Origin of the sequence: Corynebacterium sp. SA-MJD20WY100, from assembly GCF_039822565.1 — a bacterium.
In the GTDB taxonomy this organism is placed as follows: Bacteria; Actinomycetota; Actinomycetes; order Mycobacteriales; family Mycobacteriaceae; genus Corynebacterium; species Corynebacterium phoceense_A.
This window is the reverse complement of the sequence record NZ_JBCJKS010000018.1, coordinates 17,049-32,778: the sequence shown is the minus strand read 5'-3', so window position 1 is coordinate 32,778 and position 15,730 is coordinate 17,049. Positions and strand designations below refer to the sequence as shown.

Here is a 15,730-nt window from a genome sequence, read left to right as displayed (position 1 = left end):
CGGTGTGCGTGTGAAGAAGTAAAGAAAGGCTACTTGCCTTCGGCGACGACGTCGCCGACGACCTTGACGCTGATATCCGCGGACGGGTTGTTCACGGCGTAATCGAGGTCGGTGCGCATGACGTAGGTGTTGTAGTCGCCCCACGTCGACAGGACGTAGTAGAGGTTCTGGTCGTCGAGCTTCGGCAGAATGAAACCGCCGTAGAGCTCTGGGACATCATGGCCAGAGATGAGCTCACGCGGCGCGGACCATTCGCCCTCGGGCGTATCGGCGGTGCGCATGACGAGTGCGTACTTGTCAGAGTCGAGGTACAGCGCCACGTACTTGTTGATGTACTTGTTGTAGACAACGGACATCTCGCCGAGCTTGCCGGGGTTGGAAGGACAGAAGACCGGCTCAAGGTCGCGGCGGTCGTCGCTCCAGCCGGAGCCGTTCCAGTACTCGAACGCGGACTCGGACGGGAACTCGCTTTCCTTGGCGCGGGAGAGGTATGCGGTGCCCTCGCGGCCGTTCGGGGTGGAGTAGCGGTAGACGTAGCCGTCCTTGTCCGGGGTCTGGAGGAACGCGGACATCTGGAGCTTCTCGTTGCCGGTGTCGTAGCCCTTGCGGCCCGGCAGGATGATCTCGTTTGTGGCGTGCTCGTTGACGCGGGTGGAGTCACCGACGACGGACCAGGTGCGGCCGTCGTCCGTGGACTTCATGGTCGCAGCGTAGTTGGTGACCCACGGTTTCTTTTCCGGCCATTCCTTGACGGACATGTAGTCGACGTAGTGGGTGCCGTTAATTTCGATGCCGGCGGTGGGGATGGTGGTGTGCTCGACGCCTGGGTTCTTCTCCGAGGAGATAAACTCCCGGGCCGTGCCGGAGCTTTGCCAGCCGTCGGAGGTGAGCGCTTGGTGGACGCTCACGCCGTCGCCGTAGTTGAAGTCGCGGGTGCGCAGCAAGACGTTGGAGCGCCAGCCGTTGCCCGAGCCGCTGCAGGAGAAGGTGTCGCCGAAGGCGAGGTACATGCGCGGCGTATTTTCTTCCGAGTCATCGAGGTAGGCGATGCCCAAGTCCGTGCTTGTGATACCCCACTTGCGGTCCGTGCGGTCCGGAGAGGAGGGGCCGGTGAGGAAGTGCATGGAGCGCGTTGGGCCCTCAGCCGTGATGAGCTGCTTGGCGACGCCAGTGGACGTCGCTTGCTTGACGGCGTCGGCCTGGGCGGGGCTGAGCGAGGAACCGCCGAAAGAGGAGCCGGCGAAGGAACCGAGGAGATCGGCAGCAGCATTGGCCTTGGGGCTTCCCACCTGGGAGGTGGACTGGGACGTGCAGTGCTCCGCCTGCGCGATCGGAGTGGGGGCAAGGGCCGTAAACGGGAAGATGGCAATCGCTGCCGCGGTCGTGGACAGCTTGAGGAGAGAGGACTTCTTCATGGGGCCTTAGTCTAAATGTTTTGCCGCGCGAATGTTCATGTTGACGCTGTGAGTTGTTCCTTGTGGGGAGTAAGGTCCAGGGGCATGGGAACGTGGGATTGTGGGCCTTTCGATAATCACGCGGCCGTCGAGCTGCGCTCCGCCCTGTGCACCGGTGGATGAGGCGGCATCGGAGGCCGGTGCATGGATGGGAAGGAGTTGTGCACGCGTGTCGATGCCGCCATGCGCCCGGTCCGCTCGGGGTGCGACGCCGTGTGGGAAGCCACAGGCGAAGTGGAGCGCTCGCTGCGGGATGCTACCGGCTAAGCCTTTATGGGCGCGGCCGCTACACTGGACGGCATGGCTTTTGCTGCTGAACACCCCCTGCTTCCCGAATCCGAGCACCGCGTCGTGAGCGACATCGAGCGCAGTGAGAAGAAATTCGAGGTCGTCTCCGAATACAACCCGTCGGGTGACCAGCCCGCGGCGATTGCGGAGCTCGATGAGCGCCTGCGCCGCGGCGAGCGCGACGTCGTCCTCATGGGTGCGACCGGTACCGGTAAGTCGGCGACGGCCGCGTGGCTCATTGAGAAGCAGCAACGCCCGACGCTCGTCATGGCGCCGAATAAGACGCTCGCCGCGCAGCTGGCCAACGAACTGCGCCAGTTGCTGCCGAATAACGCGGTGGAGTACTTCGTCTCGTACTACGACTACTACCAGCCGGAGGCGTATATCGCGCAGACGGATACCTACATCGAGAAGGACTCTTCGATTAATGAGGACGTGGAGCGTCTGCGTCACTCGGCGACCTCGGCGCTGCTTTCGCGGCGTGATGTCGTGGTAGTCTCCTCGGTCTCTTGTATCTATGGCCTGGGTACGCCGCAGTCCTACTTGGACCGTTCGGTGTTGCTCGACGTCGACGACGAGGTAGATCGTGACCGCTTCCTGCGCCTGCTCGTGGACATTCAGTACGAGCGCAATGACGTTGGTTTTACGCGCGGCACGTTCCGCGTGAAGGGCGACACCGTGGATATCATACCGGCCTACGAGGAGCGCGCGGTGCGCATCGAGTTCTTCGGCGATGACATCGACGGTCTCTACTACATCCACCCGCTCACCGGCGACGTCATCGAGCAGGTCAACGAGGTTCGCATCTTCCCCGCGACGCACTACGTGGCGGGCCCGGAGCGCATGGCACGCGCGGTCGAGGACATCAAGGCGGAGCTCAAGGAACGCCTCGAAGACCTAGAAAACCGCGGCAAGTTGCTCGAGGCCCAGCGCCTGCGCATGCGCACGGAGTACGACCTCGAGATGATCGAGCAAGTCGGCTTCTGCTCCGGCATCGAGAACTATTCGCGACACATCGATGGCCGCCCGGCGGGCTCGGCGCCAGCGACGCTGCTCGATTATTTCCCAGAAGACTTCCTTACGATCATCGACGAGTCCCACGTCACCGTGCCGCAGATTGGCGGCATGTTCGAAGGCGATATGTCGCGCAAGCGCAACCTTGTGGAGTTCGGCTTCCGCCTGCCTTCGGCGGTGGATAACCGGCCGCTCACCTTCGACGAGTTCGAGGAGCGCGTGGGACAGACCGTCTATATGTCGGCGACGCCGGGCAACTTCGAGCTCACCGCATCCGACGGCGAGTACGTGGAGCAGGTCATTCGCCCGACCGGCCTCATCGACCCGAAGGTCACAGTGCGCCCGACCAAGGGCCAGATCGACGACCTCATTGACGAAATCCGCACGCGCACGGAGAAGCAGGAGCGCGTGTTGGTCACGACGCTCACCAAGCGCATGGCCGAGGATCTCACGGACTACCTGCTCGAGCACGGCATTAAGGTACGTTACCTGCACTCCGATATCGATACGCTCCAGCGCGTTGAGCTCCTGCGTCAGCTGCGCTTGGGCGAATACGACGTGCTCGTGGGCATCAACCTTCTGCGCGAGGGCCTCGACCTCCCAGAGGTCTCGCTCGTGGCCATCCTCGACGCAGATAAGGAAGGCTTCCTGCGTTCCACGACGTCGCTCATCCAGACCATCGGTCGCGCCGCGCGTAACGTCTCTGGCGAGGTCATCATGTATGCGGATAAGGTCACGGACTCCATGGCCGAGGCCATCGAAGAGACGGAGCGCCGCCGCGAGAAGCAGATTGCCTACAACAAGGAACACGGCATTGACCCGCAGCCGCTGCGCAAGAAGATCGCGGACATCCTTGACCAAGTCTACGAGAACGCGGATGCTGCCGATGCCCCCGAGGGCGTGGCGGCCGCGTCCGACCCGGCGTCCATGGTGGAGCGTCCGGATGTCTCGTCCATGGCGACGGAGGAAGTTCAGAAACTCATCGACGATCTCACGGCGCAGATGGGCGAGGCAGCGCGCGAGCTCAAGTTCGAGCTAGCCGGCCGCCTGCGCGACGAGATCATGGATTTGAAGAAGGAACTGCGCGGTCTCAAGGAGGCGGGCATTTAGCGACCGATGTCGCGCGCGGCAGCTGGCGCGGCACACGCCCGCCGCGGATTCGTGCGCGCGTTTATACTCAAAAGTAGTGTGTGACGAATCGCACCATGAGTGGGGCGCCGTCACTTCTTCTCAAGCGTTGATGTGAAAGGAATTCTCTCATGCGGTACAAGACTATTGCGGTGGGAACGGACGGCTCTGATACCTCGCTGCGTGCCGTGCGCACTGCAGCGTCGATGGCGGCGGCGTACGACGCGGAGCTCATCATTGTTTCCGCGTTCGGCAGCCACGAAAACGTGGGCACGCGCTCGGGCGGGACTGCGGAAACGCCGATTATCTCCGAAGACATGTCGCAGACCTTCCTCAAGTCCGCCCAGGATGTTGCCGCGGAGGAGGGCGCGAGCAAGGTGCGCATTATTGCGAAGTCCGGCGACCCGGTGGCGACGATGCTCGAGGTGGGCAAGTACCACCAGGTTGACCTGCTCGTGGTGGGCAACAAGGGTCGCAATTCTGTGCGCGACCGCGTCATGGGGTCCGTGGCGACGGAGCTGATGCGCAAGGCATACGTCGATGTCGTTGTGGCGCACACAACGGAGGATCGCTAAACCTGCCAAATGTGGCTAGACTGGGAAATCGACTGAGATTACCCCTTTATGAAAGGCCGCCATGAGCGATTACAACAAGATTGTCGTCGGTACCGATGGTTCCAAGTCCTCCCTGCTTGCAGTGGAGCGCGCAGCCAAGATTGCTGCCGCTTTCGACGCCACGCTGATTATCGGCTGCGCGTACTACGAGAACAAGGAAGAGGCGTCCAAGACCCTGCGTCAGGACTCCGTAACCATCCTGGGCGACGACAAGGCGAAGGCAAACCTTTCCGCAGGTCGCGAGCATGCAGAGAAGTTCGGCGTGAAGAACATCGAGACCGCCGTGCGCCCGGGCACCCCGGTGCAGGCCCTCATGGCCATCGTTAACGAGTTCGGCGCCGACCTCCTCGTTGTGGGTAACCGCGGTATCAACTCCCTGACCGGTCGTCTGCTGGGCTCCGTCCCGGCCGACGTTGCCCGCCAGTCAGACTGCGACGTGATGATCGTCCACACTGTCAACTAAGACGGTGGTCGCGCCGAGCGCGCCGCGAACAGAAAGCCGGCCGGCCTGAATTTTCATTCAGTCCGGCCGGCTTCGTCGTGTGCGGTTTCAGAAACCAAGGTGTAGAAACTTCGGTTTAGAATTCCCTCGCACGGTAGGCCTCGAGGAGTTCGTTGCCGTCCGCGCCCTGGATGAAGGGGAGCGGGGCGAGCGCAGAGTCGCGTTCGTCCACGAGCGGGGTGAGCGAACCGTGGGAGAGCAGCTGCTCGCCCGGGGTGAGATTGCGGATAGCGATGGCCTGGACGCGGTCTGGGTGCTCCTCGGCTGCGTCGCCGTACGTGAGCGGGTCGTGTTGCCCGTCGTCGCCGACGAGAATCCACTTCATCTGCGGGAACGTAATGAACAGGTTGCGCAGCTGGACGCGCTTGTGCTCCTTGCCGCTGCGGAACAAGCCGGTGGGCGTGGGACCCCAGTCCGTGAGCAGCATGGGGCCCTTGGGCAGGCCATTGTGCTCGAGGAAGGTCTCGAGGGTATCGAAGGTATTCCAGGCGCCGGTGGACAGGTAGATGACGGGCGCGTTGGGGTGGTCTTCGCGTAGCTTCTCGTAGAAGCGCGCCATGCCCGGTACCGGCTGGCGGGTATGTGTGCGCTTGACCCAGGAGTTCCAGGCGGCGGTCAGGGCGCGGGGCAGCCAGGTGATGAGCACCGTGTCATCGATATCGCTCACGATGCCGACATCCTGGTCGTCGCCGACGATGAGAACCTCCGCCGTCGTGGGCGGCTGGTCTGCGGGGATACCAGCGTTGGGATCTGCGAGGACCTCGATGGTCACGTCGTGCCAGCCGGGTGTGAGCCCGTGCCCATGGAGCTGGACGTCCACGTAGCCTTGCGCCGTGGAGTGCGTCGTGGCGGAGGCCTCGCCCGCGGTCACGCGCACGGGGATGCCGGGGGCCTGGACAGTGAAGAACTGGCGGTAGCCGCGCTGCGCCCACGCCTCGTTCTCGGGGGCTGAGGGATCGGCGTAGAGCACGCGGCCCAGCACGTGGACAGTCTCCTCGGAGCCATAGCCCTTGTAGGCAGTGACCTGAGGAAGCCAGCCACGCGCGGCGCTGCGCCGCACGTTGTAGTCGTTGATGGTCCGTTCAGCCTTACGGACAATATCTGAGAGTGCCATGGCCCCAGACTACGGAACCTCGCCCGACCGTGTCCCTCGGGTGTGTTAGCTTTCGGGGACCTCGGCGGGCAGCGGGCCGACGATGGTGAGCGTCTGCGTCGCGCGGGTGACGGCGACGTAGAGGTTCTGCCAGCCCTGTGGCGAGGCCTCGACAATGGCCTGCGGCTCGATGACGGTGACGTGGTCGAACTCGAGGCCCTTGACTGACTCCGCGGTGGCGGCGGTGATCACGGCGTGAAGGCGGCCTTCGGAATCGGTGAATGAAACTGTCTCGGAGCCCACCGCGTCTCGCGCGGCGTCGAGCGCGGCGGCGGTTTCGGCGTCGAGTTCGTCGGCGCCCGCGAGGAAGCGTACTGGCTCGCCGTCGCGGACGGCCTGGGCCGGCGTGGCGTCGGGGTCGATGACGGCGAGCAGGCGATTGGCTACCTCGGTGACGGGCTCGGGCGTGCGGTAGTTGACCGTGAGCTCGTGGTGACGGAACCGGGTGCCGACGAAGGCCTCGAGGGTTTCGGCCCAGGAGTCGACGCCTGCGGGGGAGCCGGTTTGCGCGGTGTCGCCGACGAGCGTCATCCAACGCGAGGGGCTGCGGCGGAAGACCATGCGCCACTCCATGGGCGTGAGCTCCTGGGCTTCGTCGATGATGACGTGGCCGTAGGCCCACGTGTGGTCAGCCTGGGCGCGCTGCGCCGTCGTGCGGTGGTCGCGGACCTCCTGACGGCGGGCGAGGTGCTCGGCGTCGATGACGTCGGCAGCGGAGAGGATTTCCGCGTCGAACATGTCGTCGTCGTTATCTGTGGAATCTGACGAGGACAGGATGTCGAGGGCGTCCTCGGCGTCCGCGATCTGCTCGCGCCACGCGCGGTCTTCGGCTTCCTGCTGTTGCTGGGGGTCGGGCATGCCGATGAGGACGGCGAGCTCGTCGAGGAGTGCAGCGTCGGAGGCGCTCCACGCCTCCGCGTCGGCGCGGTAGAGCGCCTCGCGCGTCTCGTCGTCGTAGTCGTCCGCGGCGAGGTCGATGGCGTCGCGGGCGCCGAGGAGCTCCGCGAGGACCTGCGTGGGCGTAAGCTCCGGCCAGTGCTCGTCGATGAAGTCAGTGACGACGCGGGTCTCCGCGAGATCATCGTGGAGCTGATCGATGTCCGCCTGGCCGAGGAGGTTCTCGCCGCCGAGCGGGTCAGCACCGATCTTGTCTGCGAGTTGGCGGGCGAGCTGATCGATAAGGTGTTCCGCGAAGGCGCCGCGCGCGTCATTGTGCGGGCGGCGCGAGCGCCGTGCGCGGGTGCGCGCGGCCTTGACCATCGCCGGTGTCACAGTGAGGTCGAGGTTATCCACGCGCAGGGTCGCGGCTGATTCGGGGAGCGTTTGGTAGGCGCGCACCGCGTTGGTGAGAATTTCAACCATGGCCTCCGAGCCTTTTACTTCGCGGGCGTCGAGCGACTCGGGTTGCGTGCCCTCCACGCCGGGGAACATCGAGCCCACGGTGGCGAGCACGACGCCGGTCTCGCCGAGCTCGGGCAGGACGCGCGAAATGTAATCGAGGAACGTCGGGTTCGGCCCGATGATGAGCACGCCGGTGCTGGCGAGCAGGTCGCGGTGGTTGTAGAGGAGGTAGGCCACGCGGTGGAGCGCGACGGCGGTTTTGCCGGTGCCGGGGCCACCCTCGACGACCATGACGCCGCGCGTGGCGTCACGAATGATCTCGTCCTGCTCGCGTTGGATGGTCTCGACGATGGAGGCCATGTGGCCCGTGCGGGCGCGCTGCAGCGCGGCGTGGAGGGCGGACTCTCCAGCGACGTCGCTGGAGGCGGCACGGCCAAGCTCGGCGCCGGAGAGCACCTCGTCGTTGATGCCGGTGACGGTGCGACCCTTCGTCCGAATGTGGCGGCGGAGGGTAACGCCCTCGGGCTGAGCCGTGGTCGCGAGGTAAAAGGGGCGGGCCATGGGCGCGCGCCAGTCGAGCAGCAGCGTACGGTAGTCGTCCTCGCGGTCGTCCAGGCCCATGCGACCGATGTAGCGGCGGTCGAGGCCCTCCTCGGTGGGGTTGTCGCCCGGGGCGTCGATATCGATGCGGCCGAAGACGAGGCCGAGCTGCGCGAGGTTGAGCTTGTCCAGCTTGCCCTGGAGGGCGTGGTACTCCGTCTCGCGGCGCACGAGGGCGTCCGAGTCCGGGTTCTGCGGATCGACGTCGAGCATGACCTGGCGCAGGCGCTCGTTGGAGGCAGCGACCTCGTCGTCAAGGCGTTGGAACAGGCCGTCGACATACGCCTGCTCGGCGCCGATGGCGTGGGTGGTGGCGCCGAGATGCTGGGAAGAATCTGGGGATGAATTCGGCATGAGGCAGACTCCTTGGCGTGACGCGGACATAGGCGGCGCGAGTGCGCCGGCATAAGAAATGCAGACGGATCAGCATACGCCTGTGCGAAGAAAAACGCGGCACGCGGCGAACGACGTGGTGTCGTTCGCCGCGTGGGAGCGGGAGACTAGATGCGGTCGCCCAGCTTCTTCAGTGCCTTAGCGATAGCCTTGTCAGCCTTGGCCTGCAGCTGGTCGGCCTTCTTTGCTGCCTTGCGCTGGTTGCGGGCAACGTCGATCCGGGAGACGGCCTTATCGGCGCGGGCCTGTGCCTTGGAGGCGTTCTTCACCAGAGCCTTGCGGGCGGTCTTCGAGTTGTCCTGGGCAGCGGCGAGGAAGTCCTGGCCCTGCTTCTTCCAGTCATCCGCGTTGTCATCGATGAAGCCCTCAACAGCCTCGCGGGCGTCTTCGACGTAGGACTTGGCGGTGTCGAGGAAGTTACGGCCGGCCTTCTCCCAGTCGTCGCGGTTGTCGTCGACGTAGGCCTGAGCCTTCTCCGAGGTGTCGTTGATCCAATCCTGGGCCTGGGAGGAGAACTCCTGGGCGCGGTTGGAGACGTTGTCTGCGAACTTCTCGGACTCGGACTTGGTGGGCAGCGCCGCCTGGACCTTCTTAGAGGTGCGCTTGGTGACGTCCTGTGCGCGCCAGCGCAGGGACGGGTTGCCCTCCGTGTCCTGGGTGAGGATGGCCAGGGCACCGAGGAGCGCGGCGTTGGTGACGAAACCGTTGCGCTGGGATTCCTTCTCGGCCTTATCCTTGGCCTCCCAGAAAGCATTGCGGCCCAGGAGGGTCGCCAGCTGGGTAGCAGCGAGGATACCGGCCGAGGTGCGCGGCGCCTTGCCGAGGGCGAAGAGGGAACCAGCGCCGACCTTAGCGCTGCCCAGCCCGCGGGCAACGAGCTCCGGGTCGTTGGGGATGTAGCCCTTGTATTGGGCCGGCACGACCGTGCGGAGCTTCTTGAGCAGCGACTCGGTCTCCTTGACGTGGTCCGAGGTGTTGCGCAGCGTGTCGACACCGTCCCAGACGAATACGGAAGCCAGTGCGGGGCGAGCAATCTTGCGGATCATGCCTAATTTTCTCCTTGCGGTTTATTGGATCATTAACTAGTGCCCAGAGTACGCGGGATTACCGCGTGACGGGGCGAAAAACACAGGGGTGGGGTGAACCGAATGGCCTACCAGCGGCGCTCCCACCACTCAGGCAGGTGCGGGCGCTCGTCGCCCAACGTCGTGGGTTTGCCGTGGCCAGGGCGCACGATGGTCTCGTCCGGGTAAACATCAAAAAGACGCTCGGTTACATCTTTATAAAGACGGACGAAATCATTCTCCGAATTGGTCTTGCCTACGCCACCCGGGAAGAGGCTGTCGCCCACAAAGAGGTTGGTCACGCCGTCTATCGATGCCGCCAGCGCCGCGCCGCCTGGCGTGTGGCCGCGCAGAATAATAATGGGCAGCTCCTTGCCGGCGAAATCGATGTGGTCGCCGTGCTGCAGCTCGACGTCGACGGGCGCGGGCAGGGCGGGAGAGTCGAGGAAGGCCGCGTAATGCGTGGCGCCGGTCTCGCGGAGGATCTCCTCGAGTGCGCGGACGTGATCCCAGTGGCGGTGCGTGGTGAGGACGGCGTCGATGGTCACGCCGGTATCGCGCGCCATCTGGAGGATGGCCGGGGCGTCATCGGCGGCGTCGATGAGGAGGCCGTGTGTACCGTCGTGAAGCAGGTAGCAGTTGTTGTCCATCTCACTGACGGAAATATGTTCTAATTTCAGTGCGTTAGTCATAGTGACAACCCTACGGGTATTTTTAAAGTTCGGAGCACAACCCAACCGGGCCGCCCCTTCTCGCGTAGCGCGGGAACGGGATGACGCGCCCGCTAAGAAGGGAAAGAAAACTAGTGGCAGATCGCCTCATCGTCCGCGGCGCCCGCGAGCACAACCTCAAAGGCGTCGACATTGACATCCCCCGCGACAAGATGGTCGTCTTTACTGGCTTGTCCGGTTCGGGAAAGTCCTCACTCGCGTTTGACACCATCTTCGCGGAGGGCCAGCGCCGCTACGTCGAGTCGCTGAGCTCCTATGCGCGCATGTTTTTGGGCCAGATGGACAAGCCGGACGTGGAATTTATCGACGGTCTCTCGCCGGCGGTGTCCATCGACCAGAAGTCGACGAACCACAACCCGCGTTCGACGGTGGGCACGATTACGGAGGTCTACGACTATCTGCGCCTGCTTTTCTCTCGTGCGGGCACGCCGCACTGCCCGGTGTGTGACGCCGTCATCGAGCGTCAGACCCCGCAGCAGATCGTTGATACCGTGCTGGAGAACGAGGAGAAGCTCAAGTTCCAGGTCCTCGCGCCCGTTGTGCGCAAGCGCAAAGGCGAATTCGTCGACCTCTTCGCGGACCTGTCCGCGCAAGGTTTTTCCCGCGTCCGCGTGGACGGCGAGATCCACCAGCTCACGGATCCGCCGAAGCTGAAGAAGCAGATCAAGCACACTATCGATGTGGTCGTCGACCGCCTGCAGGTCAAGGCCTCGGCGAAGCAGCGCCTCACGGACTCCGTGGAGACCGCGCTCAAGCTGGCCGATGGCCTCGTGACCATCGATTACGTGGACAACGAGGAGCTCACTCACACGTACTCGGAGAAGACCTCGTGCCCCAACGGGCACACACTCACCATCGAGGAATACGAGCCGCGCGCGTTCTCCTTCAACGCGCCCTTCGGCTCCTGCCCGGCCTGCGACGGCCTGGGCACGCGCCTCGAGGTGGACACGGAGTTGCTCATCCCGGACCCGGACGCTCCTGCCACGGAGGCCATTCAGCCGTGGCATTCCTCGCCGAACTCCCGCTATTTCGTAAAACTTGTCGAAGGCCTGGGCAAGACGCTTGGCTTCGACCCGCAGACCCCGGTGAGTGAACTTACCGAGGAGCAGCGCCACGCGCTCATCTATGGCACGGACGTGGAAGTCAACGTCCGGTATAAGAACCGCTACGGCCGCACCCGCAACTGGACCGCGCCCTTCGAAGGCGCCGTGGGCTTCCTCGAGCGCAAGCTCGAGACCGCGGATTCCGATTCGCAGAAGGACCGCCTCCTGCAGTACACGCGCCGCGTCGCCTGCCCGACCTGTGGCGGCACGCGTCTCAAGCCGGAAATTCTCGCGGTGCGCCTGGAATCCACCGCGCATGGCGAGCAGTCCATCGCGGGTCTCACGGCGCTGTCCATCGAGGACGCCGCGGAGTTTCTCGACTCGCTCGTGCTCGGATCCCGCGAGGAAATCATCGCTGGCGCCGTCCTTAAGGAAATCCAGGCCCGCCTGCGCTTCCTCCTCGATGTGGGGCTCAACTACTTGACGCTCGACCGCGGCGCCTCCACGCTGTCTGGCGGCGAGGCCCAGCGTATCCGCCTCGCCACGCAGATTGGCTCCGGCCTCGCCGGCGTCCTCTACGTCCTCGACGAGCCGTCCATCGGCCTGCACCAGCGCGATAACCAGCGCCTCATTAAGACCCTCAAGCGCCTGCGCGACATCGGCAACACGCTCATCGTCGTCGAGCACGACGAGGACACTATCCGCGAAGCCGACTGGCTTGTGGACGTCGGTCCGCGCGCCGGCGAATACGGCGGCGAGATCGTCTACCAGGGCGAGCCGGCCGGCATTGAGAAGGTCGAGGACTCGCTCACAGGCGCCTACCTCTCCGGCCGCCGCGAGCTCGCCGTGCCGGATCACCGCCGTGAGATCGATAAGGACCGCACGCTCAAGGTCGTCGGCGCCCGCGAGAATAACCTCAAGGGCATCGACGTGGAAATACCGCTGGGTGTCATGGTGTGCATCACCGGCGTCTCGGGTTCGGGCAAGTCCACCGTCGTCAACCAGATTTTGGCGAAGACCCTGGCCAATAAGCTCAACCGCGCCCGCCAGGTGCCGGGCCGCGCCAAGCGCGTCGAAGGCATCGAGCACCTGGACAAGCTCGTCCAGGTCGATCAGTCGCCCATCGGCCGCACGCCGCGCTCCAACCCGGCGACGTACACGGGCGTCTTCGACAAGATCCGCAACCTCTTCGCCGAAACCCAGGAGGCGAAGGTGCGCGGATACAAGCCGGGACGCTTCTCCTTCAACGTCAAGGGCGGCCGCTGTGAGGCCTGCCACGGCGACGGCACGCTCAAGATCGAGATGAACTTCCTGCCTGACGTCTACGTCCCGTGCGAAGTCTGCGGCGGTGCGCGCTACAACCGCGAGACGCTCGAGGTTCACTACAAGGGCAAGAACATAGCCGAGGTCCTCGACATGCCGATTTCCGAGGCCGCCGAGTTCTTCGAGCCGATTACCTCCATCCATCGTTACCTCGCCACGCTCGTTGACGTGGGCCTCGGCTACGTGCGCCTGGGCCAGGCCGCGACCACGCTCTCCGGCGGCGAGGCCCAGCGTGTCAAGCTTGCTTCCGAGCTGCAGAAGCGCACCAACGGCCGCACTATCTACATCCTCGACGAGCCGACCACCGGCCTGCACTTTGAGGACATCCGCAAGCTCATGCTCGTCATCCAGGGGCTCGTGGATAAGGGCAACTCGGTGGTCATCATCGAACACAACCTGGATGTCATCAAGGCTGCAGACTGGATTGTCGACATGGGACCGGAGGGCGGCGCCGGCGGCGGCACCGTCGTGGCGCAAGGCACGCCGGAAGACGTCGCGAAGGTGGAAGGGTCCTACACGGGACAATTCCTCAAGGAGTTGCTGCCGCACTAGCCCGCGGCGTGCTTTAGACTCATGCGAATGAAAAAGTCGTTTCTGTGCGCAGGACTCATCCTCCCGCTCGCCGCATGCTCGCCGTCGCAGGAGCAGCCTTCCGATGCCCCCGTGGCGGCCGCAGGCTCATCCGCGGCGTCCGCGTCGGGCGGGGAAGCTCGTGCGCAGCTCGAGGACCTTGTCGCAGACCTCGTGAAGGATCACCATGACGCTGAGGTGGGCATCGCGCTCACGGATGCGCAGGGCGCGCTTGCCACCGGTGCGCCCGGCAAAGGGCCGGCATGGTCGACCATCAAGGTTCCCATCGCTATTACCGCGCTGCGTAACGGTGCGTCGACCGACCTCGTCGACGCAGCGATCAAAGAGTCCGATAACGACGCGGCCTACGCGCTGTGGTCCAAGGTGAAGTGGAGCGAGGACAACGCCACCGCCGCCATCGATGAGGTCCTCGCCGAGGGCGGCTCGAAAGCCACGTGGCAAAAGCCGGACGCGAACGGCGACGTGAGTTTTGGTTATGCCGAATGGCTCCTCAAGGATCAGGCGACCTTCGCGGCGCACCTCAACTGCGTGGCCAATAACAAGCAGGTCTCGCGCGCAATGGGCGATATCGTCGAGTGGCAGCAGTATGGTCTCACCGCACTGGACAACACGCGTGCGAAGGGCGGCTGGGGTTTTGACGAGGACAGTGGCCGCTATACCCAACGCCAGTTTGGCGTTCTCGACATCGGCGATACGACGCCGGGCGAGCATGGTTCCATCGGCATCGCCATGACCGTGGTATTCCACGACATGGATGACTTCGACTCCGAACAAGATGCCTACGACGACACGGTCAAGGCCCTTGACGACGCAGCGAGCGACCTCAAGGACATGATTTCCGAGGGTATCGACGACGGAACGCTCACCCCGGTTCACGACTGTGACGGCCTGCCGCGTGCACAGGCAACCTCTGCGCCGGAGCGCACCTTGGAGAAAGGGGCATCGGTAAGCGCGGCGACGAGTACCGAACCCGCCAGCTCGAGTCGTAGGCCAGCGGCGAGCTCGGAGCGGAACTAGGCGGCGTGGCGAATTTGGTTCCGCGGGCCGGTGGTGTTAATCTTAGTTCCACTACCGCCCGCAGAACCTTCCAGGAGGTCTCGGGTCACAAGCGGAGTTTCTCCCACCTGATGCCGCGCCTCGCGCGTTGGCTCAAGGTAAAAGGGTCACCAGGCTTTCGGGTCTGGCAATTCTTTCGAGAGCTCCCGGCTGTGCACGCACAGACCGGGATTTTCGTTTGTGGTCGAGGTAGGCACACTACGAATCATCTTATCCAAGGAGACCACAATCAGCGCTGAAGCTCGCATTAATGAGCGTATCCGAGTGCCCGAGGTCCGACTCGTCGGCCCGGGCGGTGAACAGGTGGGCATCGTCCGTACCGATGATGCTCGCAAGCTCGCTTATGAAGCAGACCTAGATCTGGTCGAGGTTGCACCGAAGGCCAAGCCGCCGGTCGCCAAGATCATGGACTACGGCAAGTACAAGTACGAGCAGGCCCAGAAGGCTCGCGAGGCTCGCAAGAACCAGCAGCAGACTGTGGTGAAGGAACAGAAGTTCCGTCCGAAGATCGATGAGCACGACTACGAAACCAAGAAGTCAAACGTGGTGCGCTTCCTGGAGAAGGGTTCCAAGGTCAAGGTGACCATCATGTTCCGTGGCCGCGAGCAGTCGCGTCCGGAGCTGGGTTTCCGCCTCCTGGAGCGCCTCGCCGAGGATGTCCAAGAAGTTGGCGTCGTCGAGTCGCGCCCCAAGCAGGATGGTCGCAACATGACCATGGTTTTGGGACCAGTCCGCAAGGGCAAGAAGTAGAACGAACAGAACTTTCGGGAATTAAGGACTTAACTCTCATGAAGCAGAAGACCCACAAGGGCATGGCCAAGCGTATTAAGGTGACCGGTTCCGGCAAGCTGCGCCGTGAGCAGGCTGGTCGTCGCCACCTGCTCGAGGGCAAGCCCTCCAAGCAGACCCGTCGCCTCAAGGGCGAGAAGGATGTCGCTCAGAACGACATCAAGCGCGTTAAGCGCCTGCTCGGCCGCTCCTAATAGCGCCGAATCAACCCACATTCAATAAACCACTAGATTTTTTAAGGAAGTATTACTGTGGCACGAGTCAAGCGCTCCGTTAACGCTAAGAAGAAGCGTCGCGCAATCCTCAAGTCCGCTAAGGGCTACCGCGGCCAGCGTTCCCGCCTTTACCGTAAGGCCAAGGAGCAGTGGCTGCACTCCATGACGTACGCGTACCGCGATCGTCGCGCCCGTAAGTCTGAGTTCCGCAAGCTGTGGATCCAGCGCATCAACGCTGCTGCCCGCATGAACGACATCACCTACAACCGTCTCATCCACGGCCTGCGCCTGGCTGAGATCGAGGTCGACCGCAAGATCCTCGCAGACCTTGCCGTTAACGACTTCGAGGCATTCTCCGCTCTCTGTGAGGCCGCTAAGGCTGCCCTGCCGGAGGACGTCAACGCTCCGAAGGCTGCCTAATTACTTAGGCT

At 63.8% G+C, this 15,730-nt stretch carries 13 protein-coding genes; 8 read left to right on the top strand and 5 right to left on the bottom strand.

Annotated elements, in window-relative coordinates; translation table 11 throughout:
• Window positions 1–29: 29 nt before the first annotated feature.
• Window positions 30–1,415: a DUF4185 domain-containing protein gene (locus ABJ196_RS10030; RefSeq protein ID WP_347306742.1), complete on the bottom strand. Its 1,386-nt coding sequence runs from the start codon at window positions 1,413–1,415 to the stop codon at window positions 30–32.
• Window positions 1,416–1,754: 339 nt separating this feature from the next.
• On the opposite strand from ABJ196_RS10030, the gene uvrB reads away from it, so the two are divergent.
• The 3 genes from uvrB to ABJ196_RS10015 all read left to right on the top strand — a co-directional run bounded on the left by uvrB (window position 1,755) and on the right by ABJ196_RS10015 (window position 4,961).
• Window positions 1,755–3,866 carry an excinuclease ABC subunit UvrB gene (gene uvrB, locus ABJ196_RS10025; protein WP_347306740.1) on the top strand — a complete coding sequence of 704 codons (2,112 nt, stop codon included), beginning with the start codon at window positions 1,755–1,757 and terminating at the stop codon, window positions 3,864–3,866.
• A 149-nt stretch (window positions 3,867–4,015) separates the two neighbouring features.
• Window positions 4,016–4,459, top strand: a complete 444-nt coding sequence (locus ABJ196_RS10020; protein WP_347306738.1) for a universal stress protein — start codon at window positions 4,016–4,018, stop codon at window positions 4,457–4,459.
• A gap of 61 nt (window positions 4,460–4,520) precedes the next feature.
• Window positions 4,521–4,961: a universal stress protein gene (locus ABJ196_RS10015; RefSeq protein ID WP_347306736.1), complete on the top strand. Its 441-nt coding sequence runs from the start codon at window positions 4,521–4,523 to the stop codon at window positions 4,959–4,961.
• 115 nt (window positions 4,962–5,076) lie between these two features.
• Here ABJ196_RS10015 and ABJ196_RS10010 read toward each other — a convergent pair whose 3' ends face one another.
• The 4 genes from ABJ196_RS10010 to ABJ196_RS09995 form a co-directional block, all read right to left on the bottom strand.
• Window positions 5,077–6,114 (bottom strand): phosphatase domain-containing protein, encoded by a 1,038-nt coding sequence (locus ABJ196_RS10010; RefSeq protein ID WP_347306734.1) that lies wholly within the window; start codon window positions 6,112–6,114, stop codon window positions 5,077–5,079.
• Window positions 6,115–6,159: 45 nt separating this feature from the next.
• The gene (locus ABJ196_RS10005) at window positions 6,160–8,448 is read right to left on the bottom strand and encodes a UvrD-helicase domain-containing protein (protein ID WP_347306732.1); all 2,289 of its coding nucleotides are present in this window, start codon (window positions 8,446–8,448) and stop codon (window positions 6,160–6,162) included.
• A gap of 146 nt (window positions 8,449–8,594) precedes the next feature.
• Window positions 8,595–9,533 carry a DoxX family protein gene (locus ABJ196_RS10000; protein WP_347306730.1) on the bottom strand — a complete coding sequence of 313 codons (939 nt, stop codon included), beginning with the start codon at window positions 9,531–9,533 and terminating at the stop codon, window positions 8,595–8,597.
• 107 nt (window positions 9,534–9,640) lie between these two features.
• On the bottom strand, window positions 9,641–10,243 hold the full coding sequence (locus tag ABJ196_RS09995; protein WP_347306728.1) for an MBL fold metallo-hydrolase: 603 nt from the start codon (window positions 10,241–10,243) through the stop codon (window positions 9,641–9,643).
• A gap of 113 nt (window positions 10,244–10,356) precedes the next feature.
• On the opposite strand from ABJ196_RS09995, the gene uvrA reads away from it, so the two are divergent.
• From uvrA to rplT, 5 genes are all read left to right on the top strand, one after another.
• On the top strand, window positions 10,357–13,200 hold the full coding sequence (gene uvrA, locus ABJ196_RS09990; RefSeq protein ID WP_257071137.1) for an excinuclease ABC subunit UvrA: 2,844 nt from the start codon (window positions 10,357–10,359) through the stop codon (window positions 13,198–13,200).
• 27 nt (window positions 13,201–13,227) lie between these two features.
• Window positions 13,228–14,256: a hypothetical protein gene (locus ABJ196_RS09985; protein WP_347306725.1), complete on the top strand. Its 1,029-nt coding sequence runs from the start codon at window positions 13,228–13,230 to the stop codon at window positions 14,254–14,256.
• Window positions 14,257–14,475: 219 nt separating this feature from the next.
• The gene (infC, locus tag ABJ196_RS09980) at window positions 14,476–15,045 is read left to right on the top strand and encodes a translation initiation factor IF-3 (protein WP_347306723.1); all 570 of its coding nucleotides are present in this window, start codon (window positions 14,476–14,478) and stop codon (window positions 15,043–15,045) included.
• A gap of 38 nt (window positions 15,046–15,083) precedes the next feature.
• Window positions 15,084–15,278: a 50S ribosomal protein L35 gene (rpmI, locus tag ABJ196_RS09975; RefSeq protein ID WP_066484451.1), complete on the top strand. Its 195-nt coding sequence runs from the start codon at window positions 15,084–15,086 to the stop codon at window positions 15,276–15,278.
• A gap of 57 nt (window positions 15,279–15,335) precedes the next feature.
• Window positions 15,336–15,719 (top strand): 50S ribosomal protein L20, encoded by a 384-nt coding sequence (gene rplT, locus ABJ196_RS09970; protein WP_066484446.1) that lies wholly within the window; start codon window positions 15,336–15,338, stop codon window positions 15,717–15,719.
• Window positions 15,720–15,730: the final 11 nt, after the last annotated feature.